Genomic DNA, 17,692 nt, shown 5'->3' on the forward strand with positions numbered 1-17,692 from the left:
GACCCTTGGACATCCTGAGTTCAGGTTTGTTCCAAGCAAAAGTGCACGATAATTAAGGATTATAAGTCGCGCTTAGTTGCGACTTTTTTTGTTTAGCTTTATCAGCAGTGTTGCACGAAAAAAATGACATTGAAATGGTGCAAAAAAACCTAAAAAGTATGATAGCATTATCCGAGACAATAGTTTGTCAATCGAAAAGAAAAGAATGATTACCAATCTTTTTATAAATAGAGTAGTATTAAATGAAGGGAATCGAATCGGCATCTATCTAAAGCTTTCGAAAAAGACATTGAATACATTCGACAAATCTACATAAAAATATAGTAGCACGATCAAAGCGATGGAAGACCATAAAAACCAATTCGTGCTGATTTTGGCGGGGTATTCGGAGGAGATCGATTATTTTCTGCAGACGAATCCGGGACTGCCTTCCCGTTTTCCCATTCAGGTAGAGTTTCCGGATTATTCGGTGGATCAGCTGATTCAAATTTCCGAACTGATGTCAAAGGAACGGGATTACATTTTGATGCCGCAGGCGATCATGAAGCTTAGGCAGCACTTGATTCAGGAAAAAAACGAAACCGAGCATGCCTTCAGCAACGCCAGATACGTACGCAACACGATCGAAAAAGCGATACGCAACCAGGCCGTCAGGCTTCTGAATGTATACGCGAATACGAATCCCGGGAAGCTTGAACTGATGACGCTCAGGACCGAGGATTTCAAGCTGGAGACGAAAGGTTCGACGTAAGGGCTGGGAATGCTGTAAGGCTGCGGAAAAAGGGGCTCTTATTCATTGACACATACCACATATGACACGAATATGACCATACGCGACAGGGCGGTGCTGGTCAGCCTCGTCACGGACGAGGTCAAACGATCGGGCATCAACCCGGAGCATTCGCTGCAGGAACTTGTCAGCTTGGCCGAAACGGCCGGCGTCGAGGTGCTGGACGTGATTTCCCAAAATCGCGACGTGCCGGATGCCCGCTGGCTGATCGGAAAAGGCAAGGTGGAGGAACTGCGCCAGGCGATTCTTGCCGTGCAAGCAAACACCGCGATTTTCGATCATGATCTTTCGGGCGCGCAGGTCCGCAATTTGGAGCAGAGCCTGGACGTCAAAATTATCGACCGCACGCAGCTTATTTTGGATATTTTTGCGCAGCGCGCCAAAACGCGCGAAGGCATCATTCAGGTGGAGCTGGCACAGCTGTCCTACCTGCTTCCGCGCCTGTCCGGCCACGGCAAAAATTTGTCGCGGCTCGGCGGGGGCATCGGGACGAGAGGCCCGGGGGAAAGCAAGCTCGAAACGGACAGACGCCATATTCGCAGCCGCATCGGCGATTTGAAAAGGCAGCTTGAGGCGGTCATTAAACACCGCAAGCTGCACCGGGGCCGCAGGCAAAAAAGCGGCGCCATCCAGGTCGCGCTCGTCGGCTATACGAATGCTGGGAAATCGACCCTGCTTAAACAGCTGACCAGCGCGGATGTATACATCGAAAACCAGCTGTTTGCGACGCTCGATCCGACCTCGCGCACGCTGGTGCTTCCGGGGGGAAGCGAAGTCATTTTGACGGATACGGTCGGGTTCATCCAGAATCTCCCCCATGACCTTGTGGCGGCATTCCGGGCGACGTTGGAGGAAGCTAATGAAGCCGATCTCATTTTGCATGTCGTCGATGCTTCGTCTCCGATGCGGGAAGATCAGATGAAGGTCGTCGATTCGATTTTGGAGGATTTGGGGGCTGCCGACAAACCGCAGCTGGTTTTGTTCAACAAAAAGGATGTTTGCACGCAAGAGCAGCTGGAGATGCTGCCTTCCGGTCCCGGGCATTTGAAGATCAGCGCGTTGGACGAAGGAGATTTGCTTGCCGTGAAACAGGCGATCCAGGAACGTTTGTCTGGGGGAATCCTGTCGTTCCGGGTGCCCTCAGAGGATGGCAACGCCATGGCTTTGCTGTACCGGATCGGAGACGTTGTGGAGCAAAAAACCGAAGAACATGATATGATTTATAAGGTACAGGTTCACAAACCCGATTACGATAAATGGGGACATATGGTCGAACCTTATCTGATCAGGGATTAAATGGGAAAAAGCAGAGGGGAAATTCGATAGACATGGTACAATTCGCAGAACAATTGGAACAATGGAAGGAAGCCGCGGAAGAGCGGATAACGGAGCCGTTTCGGCAGCTGGATCGCGTGATCGACCACAATCAATGGAAGGTCATCGAAGCGTTCCAGAAGCATCAAGTCAGCGACTTTCATTTTGCAGGCTCGACGGGTTATGCTTATAACGACCGGGGAAGAGAAGTGCTGGATCTGGTATATGCGGACGTATTCGGGGCCGAAGCGGCCCTGGTGCGCCCGCATTTTGCTTCAGGCACGCATACGATTTCCACAGCTCTATTCGGGGTATTGAGACCCGGCGATGAGCTGTTTTACATTACGGGGCGCCCGTACGATACGCTACATAAGGTGATCGGCCAAGAAGGCGACGGGACGGGGTCGCTGAGGGATTTTGGCATCACGTACCGGGAGGCCGCCTTGACGGCGGACGGAGGCATCGACTGGGATGCGGTGCGCGCAGGCATCCATGAATCGACGAAGGTCATCGGCATCCAACGCTCGCGGGGTTATGATTGGCGCTCATCGTTTACCGTCGGCGAAATCGGCGACATGGTGAAAAAAGTGAAAGAGATCAAGCCGGACGTCATCGTGTTCGTCGACAACTGTTACGGGGAATTTACGGAAACGATGGAGCCGACAGAGGTAGGCGCCGACCTGATCGCCGGCTCGCTGATCAAAAACCCGGGCGGCGGCATTGCGGAAACCGGCGGGTATATTTGCGGCCGGCAGCATCTGGTAGATCTGTGCGCATACCGGCTGACCGCGCCGGGCATCGGCAGCGAAGTCGGGGCCATGCTCGGGACGACGCGCGGCATTTACCAGGGGCTGTTTCTCGCGCCTACGCTTGTGGGACAAGCGTTAAAAGGAAGCATTTTTGCGGCGGCCATGTTCGAGCAGGCGGGATTCGTCACCAAGCCGGCATGGAACGAAGCGCGAACGGATTTGATCCAAGCCATCTCGTTTAAAGAAGCCGGACACCTGATCGCATTCGTGCAGGGCATCCAACGGGCAGCCGCGGTGGACAGCCATGTCGTTCCCGAACCTTGGGACATGCCGGGTTACGATCATCCGGTGATCATGGCCGCAGGGACGTTCATTCAGGGGGGAAGCCTGGAATTGTCCGCGGACGCGCCGATTCGGGAACCTTACATCGGGTATATGCAGGGAGGCTTGACCTATTCCCATGTCAAGTTTGGGGTCATGTTGGCCTTGCAACGGATGATTGACCAAAAATTATTGTGAGTTTTTCTGACATGTCATTGACGCGACAGATCAGGAAAGGTACAATATGAGTGAGAAAAGTTAACTGGAAGGTTGAGATGAGTCATGGGTGATGAGATTCGCAGAAACATGGCATTGTTCCCGATTGGGATTGTGATGAAATTGACCGATTTGTCCGCCCGACAAATCCGGTACTATGAACAGCATAACCTGATAGTTCCTGCGCGCACCTCGGGCAATCAAAGGCTGTTCTCCTTTAATGACGTGGAAAGATTGCTGGAAATCAAATCCTTGATCGAAAAAGGCGTCAATATTGCCGGCATCAAGCAAGTGATGAACCCGGTGTCAAAGGAATCGGAGGAAGCGACGGTCATTACCGCAGACACGGAAGTAAAGCGGAAAGAGATGACGGAATCGCAGCTGCACCGGTTGCTCAAGCAGCAGCTTGTTTCGGGTAAGAGACCGGGCCAGGTATCTTTGATCCAAGGCGAGTTGTCCCGGTTTTTTAATAAAAAATAACGAGTCATAATAGGAAAGGGAGAGGATCTTGTGAGCTACACAAAAGAAGATATTCTTCGCATCGCCGAGGAAGAAAACGTCCGTTTCATCCGCCTTCAATTCACCGACTTGCTCGGTACGGTCAAAAACGTGGAAATTCCCGTCAGCCAGTTGAAAAAAGCCCTTGACAATAAAATGATGTTCGACGGTTCTTCCATTGAAGGTTATGTACGTATCGAGGAATCCGACATGTACCTGTACCCGGACCTGGACACATGGGTGATTTTCCCTTGGGTAACCGAAGATCGCGTCGCGCGTCTGATCTGCGACGTTTACATGCCGGACGGCACGCCGTTTGCCGGAGATCCGCGCGGCATTTTGAAGCGCAACCTGAAGGAAGCGGAAAAAATGGGCTATACCTCCATGAACGTCGGTCCAGAGCCTGAATTTTTCCTGTTCAAAACCGATGAGAAAGGCAACCCGACGATGGAGCTGAACGACCAAGGCGGATATTTCGACCTGGCTCCGACTGACCTCGGTGAAAACTGCCGCCGCGAAATCGTGCTTACGCTCGAGGAAATGGGCTTTGAAATCGAAGCTTCCCACCACGAAGTGGCCCCGGGACAGCATGAAATCGACTTTAAATATGAAAATGCCGTTAAAGCGGCGGATCAGATCCAAACGTTTAAGCTGGTCGTAAAAACGATCGCCCGCCAGCACGGCTTGCATGCGACGTTTATGCCTAAACCGCTGTTTGGCGTGAACGGCTCCGGCATGCACTGCCACCAATCGCTCTTCAAAGGCGACGTCAACGCGTTTTACGACGAGTCCGACGAGCTGGGCCTGAGCAAGGAAGCCCGTTACTACATGGCCGGCATCCTGAAGCACGCGCGCGCGTTTGCGGCGATCACCAACCCGACCGTAAACTCCTACAAACGTTTGGTTCCGGGTTACGAAGCTCCATGTTACGTAGCATGGTCCGGCAGCAACCGCAGCCCGATGATCCGGATCCCGGCTTCCCGCGGTCTCAGCACGCGCGTCGAAGTCCGCAACCCGGACCCTGCGGCGAATCCTTATCTGGCGCTTGCCGTCATGCTTCGCGCCGGTTTGGACGGCATCAGCAAAGAAATGCCGCTTCCTGCGCCGATCGACCGCAACATCTATGTGATGTCCGAAGAAGAGCGCATCGAAGAAGGCATCCCAAGCCTGCCGGCTGACCTGAAAGAAGCGCTGAACGAACTCGTTCGCGACGAAGTCATCGTCGAAGCGCTGGGCGATCATGCCATGTCCCACTTCTATGAGCTGAAAGAAATCGAATGGGATATGTACCGCACGCAAGTTCATCAATGGGAACGCGATCAATATATGACGCTTTATTAATCTGGAAAATCCCTTGCGCCGTCCGGCGTGAGGGGTTTTTAATTTTGTTGGAAAAAGATCCGTCCGAGCTAAGCTGAAACATATTGCCTGCTTGCTTCGTATAGATGGTGGAGGCGATACATATGAAACGAAATAAAAGATTCACTTTTACGCTGACTGCAGCAGTCCTGGGTTTAAGCATGTCGATGTCCATGGGTGCCGCTGCAGCGGGAGCAGGAAACCAACAAACGCAAGGGCAAGCACAAAAGGTTGAAAAGGTGGTTGTTACCGATCCGACAGCCATCACCAAGCTCAACAGCACGAGCGTGCCGTCACTGATCGTGGAGGCCGAAAAAAGATATTTTTACGCCATGGGCGGCGGCAAGGGTTCGACCGAGGTTTTCGAGATCAACGGCCAGCAATACCGCTATTTGTCCGATGACATCGGAACCCGCGCAAAGCTGATGGATTACCTGAAGCAAGCCTATACGGAAAAAGCGGCGGCTTACTTTGTCGACAAATATTTCATCAGCCATGGCGGACGTCTGGCACAGCTGAATGCCGATACGGGGAATATACTTGAATTTGGCAAGGCGACCGCCAAAATGCTGTCCATGACGCCGACGCAACGGGTGTACAAGTTGTGCGTCCCTTACCCGGAACATCTGCAGGGTCCCGAATATATAACGGTAAAATTCGAAAAAGTCGGGGACCACTGGCGGGTGGGGACTGCTCCGCATGCCGTTTTTTAATGTTCTGCCTCATCGATGACACCATAAATCAATAATCCCGGCCAGCAGGCTGATTAAAAAATGCTCGCTTTGGAACGACCGGAGAACCTCGGGGTTCAACGGATCGTAGGCCAAAGGGGCATTTTTTTGCGGTTTCCATATAGGAAAAGCGGGAGGGTAAATAGAACCGGATCTGAAATCCATATTCAGGTCGTCAAAGATTGTGATAAAATGTAGAAGAATGTAGACAAAACGGTGTCATACGACTCGAAGAGCTTATTGACAACAAGGAGTGAGCTTTCCATCTTTCTGCTACAGGAAACGTATAACCACTGGGTCGTCATCCTTTCATTGATCATTGCCGTCTTTGCGTCCTATTCGGCGCTGAACCTTGCGTCTAAAATATCCGGGTCCCAGGGATTAACGCAAAAATGGTGGTTGATCGCAGGTTCATGCGTCATGGGGTGCGGCGTATGGGCCATGCATTTTGTCGGCATGCTCGCGTTCCACCTCAATGTACATATCCATTATGATTTATCGGTTACGCTGCTTTCCATGTTATGCAGCATCGTTGCTTCGTTTATCGCTTTTCAAATCTTGTTGTCCAAGCGGATCGATTGGCGCAAATTTGGCGTGAGCGGCTTTATTATGGGCAGCGGGATCGTGGCCATGCATTACACGGGGATGGCTGCCATGCGGCTTCCCGCGACGGTGGCGTACGACAGGGGCTACTGGCTGCTTTCAGCGGCTATCGCCTTGGCGGCATCGTATGTGGCCTTGTTCCTTTTCATTAAATTTCGGGGGAACGTCTCGGTGAGCTGGTGGAAATGGGCTTCCGCCTTGCTCATGGGAATCGCCATATGCGGGATGCATTTTACCGGGATGAGGGCTGCTGATTTTTGGTGCGGGGATGCCGGTGCCCTGATCGCAACCGATAGCGGGGAAGTCAACCTCGTTTTATTATCCGGCGTCACCTTGGCAACCTTTTTTATGCTGATGGTTTCGTGGGGAGCGATGTTTTTCGATCGGCATGTTTTGGAGAAAATGGCTTATAGCGACCCGCTAACAGGACTTCCCAACCGGCATGATCTCAATCGTTTTCTTAAAGACGGCGTCGACGGCTCGCGCGAAACGGCGGTGCTTTTTATCGATTTGGACCGCTTCAAAACGATTAACGATACGCTGGGTCATGATATCGGCGATATGCTAGTCCAGGAGGTCGGAAGAAGGCTAAGCGGGTTAACGGGCGAAGGTCGGAAAGTATTCCGCCTTGGCGGGGATGAGTTTTTGATTGCGGCTGAACGGTGCAGCCAAGATCAGGCGGAACAGCTTGCCGGAGACATTTTGGAGGCGATCACCAAACCGTTTGACCTCAAGGGGAATGAGCTTTACATCACGGCGAGCGTTGGAATCAGTCTGGCGCCGAAGCATGGAACGGACCGCGAATCGCTCCTCAAGGCATCCGATACGGCAATGTACAATGCCAAAAGGGCGGGAAAAAACCGGTTTTGCGTGTTTGACGATGAAATGGATCAAATGCTGCTTCGCCGTCTCGAATTGGAAAAAGACATGCGGGGCGCCTTGGAACGAAAGGAATTTTATATCGTTTATCAGCCCAAGTGGAATGCGCTAACGGAAAAAGCCGTCGGTTTCGAATCGCTGATGCGCTGGCCGCATCCGAAATTCGGCGAAGTTTCCCCCAGCGAATTTATTCCGATTGCCGAGGAAACGGGATTGATCATTCCCATGACCCGATGGGTGTTCTCCGAAGTGGGCAAGCTGCTTCAACAATGGATGGAAAAAGGCGTTCCGCTGCTTCCCGTATCGATCAACGTATCCATTCGTTTATTCGAAAGCCAGCAGTTGATCGAAATGACCCGTACATTACTGAAGTCCGCGAACTTATCTCCGCATGTTATTGAGCTTGAAATTACCGAATCCATGATGCTGTACGATGTGAAGGACATGATCAGACAGCTCAGCGAGCTTCGCAGCCTCGGCGTTCGCATTTCGATGGACGACTTCGGGTCGGGGTATTCGTCGCTCGGGACGTTGGATCAAATTCCGATTGACACGATCAAAATCGATCAGCTTTTTATCAGGGAAAGCGATTCGCCCGCCAAAAGGGCCATCGTGGGCGCGATCATCGAGATGGCTCTCAACCTGCAGCTGGACCTTGTCGCCGAGGGAGTTGAAACCGTGGAACAAATCGATTTTCTTCGGTCCTCTGGATGCAATGTGATGCAGGGGTATTATTATGGAAAGCCGATGGACGTGAGCGAAATGGACGATTGGATCGCCCGGAATATGGAAGAACGCCTCACGGAAGACAGTAGGCTTTAAGAAAACGATCGATCATAAACATGGCGCTGCCAGCCGATCATTCATGGGATTCGATCTTAAAGCCGCGCTGATCCCTCCGTATTTTTGCATACACCGGCGGTGTGCCCGGATGGTAAACTCATATCTATTTTCGCAAGGAGTTTCCTATTTGCCCTTCCCTTCCAAAAGCATAATCATAAGATAAAGTATGCTTCTGAAAGGAGGGTGAACACATGAGTGAAGTCGTTGGAGGCGTAGGCGGTTACGGCCATGGCGGGTATGGCAGCATCGGTGCGATTCTGGTTCTCTTTATTTTGCTCGTTATCATCACCAAAGCTTTCATTTACTAATTTCGTATTTTCAAAGCTCTTGCCGGCATGCCGGCAGGAGCTTTTTCGCGTTCCCTTCATGATGGGGATTCAGGGCATCAGCGGCATGCTGACGAACTTATACCATAAGTATAATAACCCCAGCGGGATGCAGCAGATCAGGCCAATCCCCATGACGATCATCCGGTTTTTCCAAGACCCGTTCATGCAGGTACCTCTCCTTCAAAATGCCATACATGTTTATAACGCAATGAAACCGTATCATGTTACGCTTCTTTCTGATTTTTTTGGCTGAAAAATCCTGCAATGCATGTTCATAACATTGACTCGGCCGTGGTTTTGGTATATATTGTTCCCCTGTGCTTCAATGCAAAAAAGCCAAAAAGCATAAAAGCAAAGAAGGACTTGATTACGGATCAAACAAAGCGGACGGAGACGTCATGCAATTTCCCTGTCTGCGACAATTATGTACAAGGAGTATCATCTTCATGGACCGACAGCTCACTTTTTCGAAAAGCATTTTGATTATTGCATTCATTCTTGCGCTATTGTTCATCTCGATTTTTCTGCTCAAAGCGGAGCCGCATCTTCCGCTGCTCGCCGCAACGGTCGGGACCGCAGCTTTGTTGCGGCTGTTCGGCATTCCTTGGAAGAAGCTTGAAGCTTCCATCCTTCAAGGCATTCAAACGGCCATTATGCCGATTCTCATTCTTTCGCTGATCGGCATTTTGATTGCCGTATGGATGATGAGCGGGACGGTGCCGACGATCTTATATTACGGCATGGATTATATCAAACCGCATTTATTTGCGGTGAGCGCGTTATACGTCACCATCGTCGTGTCGATGTTTACCGGAAGCTCGTTTACGACCGTCAGCACCGTCGGCGTCGCCTTTATGGGGATTGCCGCGACGACGGGAGTTTCCCCGGCGTTGGCCGCGGGAGCGGTCATCTGCGGGGCTTGCTTCGGGGATAAAATGTCGCCGCTATCCGATACGACGAATTTTGCCCCGGCCGTGGCCGGCATTCCCATCTATACGCACATCCGCAACATGCTCTACACGACGGTGCCGGCGCTCATCGTCACGACGATATTTTTCTTGTTCGCGCCAAGCTCCGGCACGGTCGATTTATCGTCCATCGAGCAAATCAAGTTTGCGCTGCAGGATGGGTTTCGCATTCATTGGCTTACGTTGCTGTCGCCGATTGCCGTCATTGCCTGCTCGATCAAACGGATGCCGATTCTCCCTACGCTGATCGTCGGCATCGCGACGGGTCTGCTGGTGACGGCTGTCGTTCAACGCGAGACGGCAATCGACGTATGGTTTCAGGTCATGCAAAGCGGCTATCAAACGGCCAGCGCCAACGAAACGGTCGCATCGATCGTAAACCGGGGAGGTTTGCAGTCGATGATGTGGTCCGTCTCGCTGATCCTGATCGCGCTGTCGCTGGGCGGATTGCTGCAGCATTGCGGCGTCATCGAAGCTTTTTTCCAAAAGGCCGTTCAGCCTTTAAAACGCGGCAGCAGCATCGTTTTGATGACGGGAGCGTCCTCGATTGCGGTAAACGCCATGACGGGCGAGCAATATTTGTCCATTCTTTTGCCGGGTCAAATGTTTAAGGACGAATATAACCGCAGAAAACTGCCCGCAAAAACGCTGTCCCGAACCCTCGAAGATTGCGGTACGCTCGTGAATCCGCTTGTTCCCTGGGGCGTCAGCGGCGCTTTTTTTGCGGCTGCCCTCGGGGTTCCGGTGCCGGAATACGTTCCGTACGCCGTCTTGCTGTGGGTAAGCCCCCTCATTACGTTCGGATATGCGCTTATACCGAAGCTGCAAAAGAACGCGCTTGGCCCAAACACATGGTCTGCTTAATATAACGTCTACGCTCGGTCTTGCCGCCTAATGGATTAGGGGCAAGGCCTTTTTGCTTTGCAATTGCGGCACCCGTGGCGGATGAACCGGGGGGCTCCAGGCATTATTGTCGGTCCGCACACATAAGGTGAGGAACCTTAGAGCATAGTAAAAAACGATTCCTGCCCTTATGGGGAGGTCGATCCATATCACAGGATGCAGAAGGGAGGGGGAGCGCTTATGCTGAAAAGCAATAAATATAAAGAGGCCGAAGCGGACCGTTTGAATTTTCACGACCAAACCGACGACGTCGTCGGACGCGAGCCTGCCACAACGAATGTCGACGATGCCGTCGCGGCCATGACCTCGCATATCAATAAATACGACGTTCCGGACGAACTCGAAGAAAAATAACCAACAGGAAAGCGCGCACAGGTGGAACTGATGCGTGCTTTTTATTTTGTTGGCGGATGCGGATCGGCGTCATCATCTTGGCATGCCATGCTTTTTTTGATTTACAAAATCACCCATATTATGTAATCTGGTAGAAACATATTCGAGATCTTAGATATTGGGAAGGAGCACCGGACATGAACGGTCAAGACGAACGTTTGCTGGCGTTGGAAGAACGGGTAGCCGAACTTGAGGATCAACTCCGCGAAACGCGGAAGGGTTCGAAAGGGCTGCGGATCGTGTTGTACATCATTTACGGCGTATTTATTTTATTGATTTTGCTTGGCGTTCTGCAATTCGTGTCGGTCTAACCTGCGGCTGCATATAACAACTGAGTGAGTCCTCCCGGCTTGGGGGGATTTTCTTTTTTTTATAAGCGATATCTATAGAAAACAAACCTAAAACCTGAATTTCTCACCTCCCGATCTTTGCCGTTTCCCTGCATAATGGGTTCATACCAAACAAAAAGGGGAATAAGCAATGGCGAAAATGTCGAAATGGCTAAGCTTGGCGATGGCAGGCGCGTTAGTCTTCAGTTTGGCGGCATGCGGAGGCAAAGCCGATGAAGGAAGCGCTTCGTCGGGAGCGGGAACCGGCGGCGACAAGGCCGGCACGGTGAAAGAGAAAAACGTAACGATCACGTTCCAAAACATTTATCCGGATCCGACCGATCCGAAAAACAAATTGATGAACAAGCTGGTGAAGCAATACGAATCGGAGCATCCGAACATCAAAATCGAGCTCGATTCCCTGAACACCGATCAGCAAAAGCTGAAGCTGAAAACGCAAGCGGCGTCCAAAGAGGTGCCGGACATTACCGTGGTCAACCCGGCCGCGCAAATGCAGCCGTTCGTGGAAGCGAAGCTGCTCGCGCCGCTGGACGACATGCTGGACCAAAACGGACTCCGGGGCACGTTCCAGGACGGGCTTCTCGATTGGTACAGCTTTGACGGCCATACCTATGCCGTGCCGGACGGCAACAACATCGGCGTGGTGTACTACAACAAGGAGCTTTTCGAAAAAGGCGGGGTTAAGGTGCCGACGACGTTCGAAGAAATGGTTGATGTCGTCAAAACGCTGAAATCCAAGGGCATCCAACCGATGGCGATCGGCGAAAAAGACACCTGGACGGGATCGTTCCTGTTCATGAACATGCTGCTTCGGACCAACAACGGCCCGGGCTTCCTGAAGGACGTGCTCGATAAAAAGAAAACGTTCGAAGATCCGGCATTCAAGGAAGCGGTCGACGCGTTCCAAAACCTCATCCAGGCCGGAGCCTTCCAGGAAGGCGTCACGTCTTTCGACTACAACGCAGGCGAAAACCTGTTCAAGACCGGCAAAGCGGCCATGTACTTTATGGGCACGTGGGCGACGGGAGGCATCGAAACGTCTTCCGTCAACGGAAAAGTCGGCGTGTTCAAGTTCCCGACGATCAACGGCAAAGGCAACCCGGACGAGTTCATGCTGGCGCCGGGTAGCGCGTTTGCGATCTCCGCGGACAGTAAACATCTGGATGAAACGAAGGCGTTCCTGAACTGGTTTATGCTGAACTTCCCGAAAGAAGCGTTCGAAGCCAAAGGCGCAGTGGGAATCGGACAAAAAGTGGACGGCGATTTCAAGGCGGCCGGATACTCCGACATGGCGATGGAGGTGCTGAATCTGTTCAAAGACGTGAAGGGCGGGGATCTGGCGTTCGACAACACGATGAACCCGGGAACGGCGCAAGCTCATCTTGCCAGCATCCAAAACCTGTTCGTACAGAAAAAGGATTCGGCCGAAGTCGCGAAGGAACATCAGTCGGCATTCGAAGCCAACAACAAATAAGCTTGATGTAATGGAGGGAACGCGTGCGAAAGGCGGCATGCCGTTCCCTTCTGCTTCACTAGACCAGCCAGAAAAAGGAGGGGTTCCCATGAACGTGCTCAAAGTCTCCCGCTGGACGATTGCCGCGTTTGTGCTGCCTTGCTTGATCCTATACGCAGGCATCGTATTCGTGCCGATCCTCGTCTCCATGTACAGCGGTCTGCTGGATTGGAACGGCATCGGGGAGTCCAGGTTCGTCGGGTTCGAAAATTTCAAAAACCTGTTTTTCCATGATCCGGTATTTTGGCCGTCCGTACGGAGAACGCTGCTGTTTGCCGTGTTTTCGATGGCGGAAATCCCGATTGCGCTGCTTGTGGCCATTTTGCTCAAACGGTATATCCGCAGACCGAATTTTCTCGTGTCGAGTTACTTTTTGCCCGTCATTCTGTCGGTCGTTGTCGTCGGCCAGCTGTGGAAAACGATTTACAATCCCGCGTCGATGGGGGGCATGCTGAACCAGGTGCTGGAAGCGGTCGGCCTAGGATCATGGACGCATGAATGGCTTACCGACCCGTCGGTTGCGATGTATTCGCTGTATTTCGTGGCGCTCTGGCAGTACTTGGGTTACCACACGCTGATCCAGTATACGGGGATATTAAACGTTCCTGAAGAAATCTATGAGGCAGCGCGGATCGATGGCGCCGATGGGTTTGCCGCCGACCGATACATCACGTTTCCGAACATCATTCCGATCTTCAAAATCTCGATCGTGCTGGCGTTTATCGGCTCGCTGCAGGCTTTTGACATGGTGATGGTGATGACGGGCGGCGGACCCGCGCACGCAACTGACGTCATTTCGACCCATATGTACAACATGTCCTTCCTGTCCATGAAATACGGGTACGGCAGCTCGATTGCGGCATGTTTGGTCGTGCTATGCCTTGCGGCCACCTTCCTGATCAATCTGATATTCAACAAGCTGGAGAAACGCTTTTCGTAAAGGAGGAAAACGCCATGAATACGAGCTCTGCCGTTACGTTGAACAAGCCGGCGGCCGCTGCCCGCCGCGGACGGTTTTCCGCTGCGAAAACGATCGTCATCCTGTTTTTGTCCATATTGGTGGTCACGCAGGTATATCCGCTGCTATGGCTTGTGCTGTATTCGCTGAAAACGAACGAAGAAATTTTGTCGGGCAGCTTTTTCGCCCTGCCGCACGCTCCGCAATGGAGCAACTATAGCGCGGCGCTCGAAGGGAATTATTTTCGATATTTGCTGAACAGCTTATTCGTCACGTCGGTGACGATGGCTGCGGTCATTTTGCTGAGCTCCCTGTGCGCGTATGCGATCAGCCGATTCCGCTGGCGATACGGGCAAGGGGTTATGCTGCTGTTCCTGATCGGGATGATGATCCCGATGCAGGCCACGCTGCTGCCGCTCATGATCATTTTCAAAAACATGCACGTGCTGAACACGCATTTGTCGCTGATCCTGCCTTATGTCGCGTTTTCGATGCCGATCGCGGTGTTTATTTTGAGCGGGTTCATGAAAACCATTCCGCATGAAATCGAAGAGTCGGCCGTGATCGACGGGGCCAGCATCTGGCGCATTTTCCGCAGCATCATATTGCCGGTGTCCGTTCCGCCCGTCATGACGGTTTGCATTTTGACGTTCATCAACATTTGGAATGAATACATTTTGGCGGCTACGTTCATTTCGTCGGAAAAGCTCAAAACGCTGCCGTTCGGCGTGAACAGCTTCGTCAGCCAATATTCGGTCAATTACGGCGCGATCGGTGCTTTTCTCGTGCTCGGCGCGCTGCCGGTCATCCTGATCTATTTCTTGTTATCCGATAAAATCACCGAAGGCATGGTGGCAGGCGCCGTCAAGGGATAAAGGGCCAAAAAATCGGGCGGAACAAGCGGCGCATATGCTAAAATGGACACGAAAAGCCGATGCTTTGAAAGGGGGAAGCCGAGGTACGTGAGACGCTTCCGATCCATACGCAGCCGCTTGTTCCTGCTTTTTATGGGATGCATGACGGGAATCCTGATATTGATGAGCATGCTGTATTACAATCGAACGTTATCGATCATTCACGCCAAGGTGGGCGACATCGCCGAAAAAAACATCTCCCAGACCGCGGGGCTGTTCAACTTGATGCTGCAGGGCTATAACAGCTTGTCCAAATCGCTGAACAGCAACTACGAGCTTACCCGCCTGCTGCAGGAAAAGCCGGACGATCCGGCGGCGGAAATCATGAACGAACGCACCATCACGAACATTATCGGGGCGGCCTACTATTCGCGGGACGATGTGCTGGGCATCCACATATTATCGCCCGACGGCAAGGTGTACAGCTACGAAAGGCAGTTTGCCGGGGTCATCGACAACAACTACGCCCAAACCGAATGGTATAAAAAGCTCGAAGCATCCTCGGGCAACATGGTCTGGCTCGGGTTATACCCCGGTTCGCCGATCAACACGCTGCAGGCGGAAAAGCAGGCGTTCGTGTTCGGGCGCAAGCTGTACGATTTGGATAACCATAAAGAGATCGGAATGTTGATGATCGAAACGAACCCGTCTCCGATGATGGAAGCGCTGTCTAACGTGAGCATCAGCCCCGGAACGCAGGTCTACATTTTGGACGAAGCGAAAAAAATCATCGCCTCCTCCGAACGAAAAGGAGCCAAACGCCCGGAGCTGGACCGGCTGCCGCAGCCGTCGCCGGAAGATAATATCTTCGTTGACGGCACGTCCAAGGAGCTGATCGTCGCCGCCAACACGACGATGGCCGGGTGGACGATTTACGGCCTGACGCCGAAACAGGACATCCAGGCGGAAGTATATCGGACGACGAAAGTTTTGGTGGTTGTCGTGCTGGCGCTGATCATTTTATCGACGGTGCTGGCTTCGATCGTCTCCCGCAATATCGCGTCTCCGCTCAAGCTTTTGATCCGGGAGATGAAAAAGGTCGAGATGGGAAATTTCAGCGGTTCGGTCAACGTGGATTCCTTCGACGAAATCAACAGCCTGGTCTCGTCGTTCAACCGGATGGTGCACCGGATGGACGAGCTGATCGAAACGATCAAAATTTCGACCGTCAGCGAAAAAAACGCGCAGCTGCAAGCGCTGCAGGCCCAGGTGAATCCGCATTTCCTCTACAACACGCTCGACATGATCTATTGGATGCTGGACGAGCAGGAAAACGAACGGCTGAGCAGGGTGGTTCTGTCGCTTTCGCAAATGTTCAGGTACAGCAGCAATTGGGAAGAAGCGGCGCGAACCACGCTGGGGCGCGAATTAGAGCAAATCGGCCATTACTTGACGATCATCGAAACGCGGCTCGGCGGAAGGCTGCAAACGAACATTGACGCGAACGCAGCCTGGCTGGACGCGCCGCTTCCGAAAATGACGATTCAGCCGATCATCGAAAACGCGGTCAAATACGGTTTGGAGCCGAAGGAAGGCATGGGCGTGCTGAACGTGCGCACGGAAAAGGAAGGGAACAAGCTGCTGATCAAAATCGAGGACAACGGAATGGGCATGGATGCCGAGACGCTGGAGCGGGTAAAAGAGACGATGCACGCCAAACATCAGCGGTCGCCGGATGCGGATTCGCCCGGAAGAAGACGCGGCATCGGGCTGCGGAACGTACACGACCGCCTGGTGATGATGTTCGGCGGACCATACGGTTTGAGCATCGAAAGCGAGCCGCTGCAAGGAACGACGGTGACCGTTGCCATACCGATTCCGGCCGAAGGGGAGGACGAAGATGAACATATTGGTGGTGGATGATGAAAGCGTGATCCGGGAGGGGATCAAGCGGACGATCCGCAAAGCGTTTCCCGGCCACGGCGTGCAATTGGCGGAAAATCCGGACGAAGCGGCGCAAATTCTCCGGGGCGGCCAGATCGACGTGGTGCTCACGGATATTTTGATGCCGGGCATGACCGGACTCGAATTGATGCAGGTGTCCCGGAGCAATTATCCGCACGTGAAATGGGTAATCATCTCCGCGTATTCCGAATTTGCTTACGCCAAAGAAGCGGTCAGGCTCGGGGCCAAGGATTATATGCTTAAGCCGATCGGCAAGGAGGCGCTGATTTCGATGATCGGGCGGCTCGGCGAGGAAGTGGAGCGGGACGCCGAGCTGGAGCAGGAAACGCGGCTGCTCCGGAGCAACCTGAAGTTTTTGCGTGAAGCGGTATTCCAGCGCTGGGCGACGGGACTCGACATCGGGAACTTGGACATCGCCCCGTTCGTGGAGCGGTACCCCCGCTTTTATTTGGTGCTGGTCAAAATGGAAAGCGACGACGCTGTACATCTCGAGCATTTTATCGTCGAAAACGTGCTGACCGAGCTGATCGAACGCCACGGAAAAGGGTTCGTCACCAGCCTCGACGGCAAAAGCCTGCTGGGCCTCGTGACGCCGGATTCGCCGGACGGGGCAAAGCGCTTGAGCGACGAGCTGCGGCTGCATCTGAAAAAATACGTCAAGGTGCCGTTCCAAGTCGGGCTGTCCGAAGAAATCCGCGACTTTAACAGCATCCCGGCGGCGATCCGGGGGATGGGGCGGCAGTCCGGAACGCTCGAATTCGAATATTACGCCCCGGGCGGAAACCGGGCGGTCGAAGTAGCCCTCCAATATATCCGTGCGAACTACAATACCGACGTGACGCTGGAAAAGGTCGCCTCCGTCGTCTTTTTGAACCCGGCATACTTCAGCCAAGTGTTCAAGCAAAAAACCGGAAGCGGGTTCAAGGAGTACGTCATTTCGCTGCGGATGGAAAAAGCGATGGAACTGCTGAAGCATACGCAGCTGAAGCTGATCGACATCGCCGAAAAGGTCGGTTACCAGGACGTCAAACACTTTACGCAGGTTTTCCGCAAGCGGACGAACATGACGCCGACGGAATACCGGCAGCGGGGATGGGAGGAGGACGGGCTGAACCGAGCTTGTCCGTAGAAGGGAAAAAGGATGCGCCTCGATATC

The 17,692-nt window shown here is 52.8% G+C and carries 15 protein-coding genes and 1 pseudogene; all 16 read left to right on the forward strand.

Translation table 11 applies throughout. The annotated features are described in order from the left end of the window. Positions 1 to 331: 331 nt before the first annotated feature. Positions 332 to 751, forward strand: a pseudogene (locus tag MKY58_RS10585) (AAA family ATPase); the annotation flags it as partial. Positions 752 to 796: 45 nt separating this feature from the next. Continuing rightward, a complete protein-coding gene (gene hflX, locus MKY58_RS10590) occupies positions 797 to 2,086 on the forward strand; it encodes a GTPase HflX (RefSeq protein ID WP_339324489.1) in 1,290 nt (429 codons plus the stop codon). Positions 2,087 to 2,118: 32 nt separating this feature from the next. Beyond that, positions 2,119 to 3,372, forward strand: a complete 1,254-nt coding sequence (locus tag MKY58_RS10595) for a methionine gamma-lyase family protein (protein WP_339324490.1) — start codon at positions 2,119 to 2,121, stop codon at positions 3,370 to 3,372. An 84-nt stretch (positions 3,373 to 3,456) separates the two neighbouring features. Next, on the forward strand, positions 3,457 to 3,870 hold the full coding sequence (locus MKY58_RS10600; protein ID WP_036708262.1) for a MerR family transcriptional regulator: 414 nt from the start codon (positions 3,457 to 3,459) through the stop codon (positions 3,868 to 3,870). A 30-nt stretch (positions 3,871 to 3,900) separates the two neighbouring features. Further along, complete coding sequence (gene glnA, locus MKY58_RS10605; protein WP_339324491.1) at positions 3,901 to 5,229, forward strand: type I glutamate--ammonia ligase; 1,329 nt, start codon at positions 3,901 to 3,903, stop codon at positions 5,227 to 5,229. 122 nt (positions 5,230 to 5,351) lie between these two features. Continuing rightward, positions 5,352 to 5,960 (forward strand): DL-endopeptidase inhibitor IseA family protein, encoded by a 609-nt coding sequence (locus MKY58_RS10610; RefSeq protein WP_339324492.1) that lies wholly within the window; start codon positions 5,352 to 5,354, stop codon positions 5,958 to 5,960. 258 nt (positions 5,961 to 6,218) lie between these two features. After that, complete coding sequence (locus MKY58_RS10615) at positions 6,219 to 8,282, forward strand: EAL domain-containing protein (RefSeq protein WP_339324493.1); 2,064 nt, start codon at positions 6,219 to 6,221, stop codon at positions 8,280 to 8,282. Positions 8,283 to 8,494: 212 nt separating this feature from the next. Then, a complete protein-coding gene (locus MKY58_RS10620) occupies positions 8,495 to 8,611 on the forward strand; it encodes a hypothetical protein (RefSeq protein ID WP_036708264.1) in 117 nt (38 codons plus the stop codon). 467 nt (positions 8,612 to 9,078) lie between these two features. Beyond that, the gene (nhaC, locus tag MKY58_RS10625; protein ID WP_339324494.1) at positions 9,079 to 10,464 is read left to right on the forward strand and encodes a Na+/H+ antiporter NhaC; all 1,386 of its coding nucleotides are present in this window, start codon (positions 9,079 to 9,081) and stop codon (positions 10,462 to 10,464) included. Positions 10,465 to 10,683: 219 nt separating this feature from the next. After that, positions 10,684 to 10,857 carry a hypothetical protein gene (locus MKY58_RS10630; protein ID WP_156124534.1) on the forward strand — a complete coding sequence of 58 codons (174 nt, stop codon included), beginning with the start codon at positions 10,684 to 10,686 and terminating at the stop codon, positions 10,855 to 10,857. A 176-nt stretch (positions 10,858 to 11,033) separates the two neighbouring features. Beyond that, complete coding sequence (locus tag MKY58_RS10635) at positions 11,034 to 11,207, forward strand: hypothetical protein (protein ID WP_156124535.1); 174 nt, start codon at positions 11,034 to 11,036, stop codon at positions 11,205 to 11,207. A gap of 169 nt (positions 11,208 to 11,376) precedes the next feature. Beyond that, positions 11,377 to 12,720, forward strand: a complete 1,344-nt coding sequence (locus MKY58_RS10640; protein ID WP_339324495.1) for an extracellular solute-binding protein — start codon at positions 11,377 to 11,379, stop codon at positions 12,718 to 12,720. 88 nt (positions 12,721 to 12,808) lie between these two features. Then, positions 12,809 to 13,699, forward strand: coding sequence for a sugar ABC transporter permease (locus MKY58_RS10645; protein ID WP_339324496.1), 891 nt, complete (start codon positions 12,809 to 12,811; stop codon positions 13,697 to 13,699). Between the two features lie 14 nt (positions 13,700 to 13,713). Beyond that, a complete protein-coding gene (locus MKY58_RS10650) occupies positions 13,714 to 14,592 on the forward strand; it encodes a carbohydrate ABC transporter permease (protein ID WP_339324497.1) in 879 nt (292 codons plus the stop codon). A gap of 87 nt (positions 14,593 to 14,679) precedes the next feature. Next, positions 14,680 to 16,494 (forward strand): histidine kinase, encoded by a 1,815-nt coding sequence (locus MKY58_RS10655; RefSeq protein ID WP_339324498.1) that lies wholly within the window; start codon positions 14,680 to 14,682, stop codon positions 16,492 to 16,494. Continuing rightward, positions 16,472 to 17,665, forward strand: coding sequence for a response regulator (locus MKY58_RS10660; protein WP_339324499.1), 1,194 nt, complete (start codon positions 16,472 to 16,474; stop codon positions 17,663 to 17,665). Before MKY58_RS10655 ends, MKY58_RS10660 begins: the two co-directional genes overlap by 23 nt. Positions 17,666 to 17,692: the final 27 nt, after the last annotated feature.

Source organism: Paenibacillus sp. FSL W8-0194 (assembly GCF_037969745.1).
Taxonomy (GTDB): Bacteria; Bacillota; Bacilli; order Paenibacillales; family Paenibacillaceae; genus Paenibacillus_AQ; species Paenibacillus_AQ cookii.

Excerpts from the sequence above, each read along its gene's own strand:
- MKY58_RS10600 (WP_036708262.1), top strand. The coding sequence starts at position 3,457 with ATGGGTGATGAGATTCGCAGAAACATGGCATTGTTCCCGATTGGGATT.
- MKY58_RS10650 (WP_339324497.1), top strand. The coding sequence starts at position 13,714 with ATGAATACGAGCTCTGCCGTTACGTTGAACAAGCCGGCGGCCGCTGCC.
- nhaC (WP_339324494.1), top strand. The coding sequence starts at position 9,079 with ATGGACCGACAGCTCACTTTTTCGAAAAGCATTTTGATTATTGCATTC.
- MKY58_RS10640 (WP_339324495.1), top strand. The coding sequence starts at position 11,377 with ATGGCGAAAATGTCGAAATGGCTAAGCTTGGCGATGGCAGGCGCGTTA.
- MKY58_RS10620 (WP_036708264.1), top strand. The coding sequence starts at position 8,495 with ATGAGTGAAGTCGTTGGAGGCGTAGGCGGTTACGGCCATGGCGGGTAT.
- MKY58_RS10660 (WP_339324499.1), top strand. The coding sequence starts at position 16,472 with ATGAACATATTGGTGGTGGATGATGAAAGCGTGATCCGGGAGGGGATC.
- MKY58_RS10645 (WP_339324496.1), top strand. The coding sequence starts at position 12,809 with ATGAACGTGCTCAAAGTCTCCCGCTGGACGATTGCCGCGTTTGTGCTG.
- MKY58_RS10595 (WP_339324490.1), top strand. The coding sequence starts at position 2,119 with ATGGTACAATTCGCAGAACAATTGGAACAATGGAAGGAAGCCGCGGAA.
- MKY58_RS10630 (WP_156124534.1), top strand. The coding sequence starts at position 10,684 with ATGCTGAAAAGCAATAAATATAAAGAGGCCGAAGCGGACCGTTTGAAT.
- MKY58_RS10635 (WP_156124535.1), top strand. The coding sequence starts at position 11,034 with ATGAACGGTCAAGACGAACGTTTGCTGGCGTTGGAAGAACGGGTAGCC.
- MKY58_RS10610 (WP_339324492.1), top strand. The coding sequence starts at position 5,352 with ATGAAACGAAATAAAAGATTCACTTTTACGCTGACTGCAGCAGTCCTG.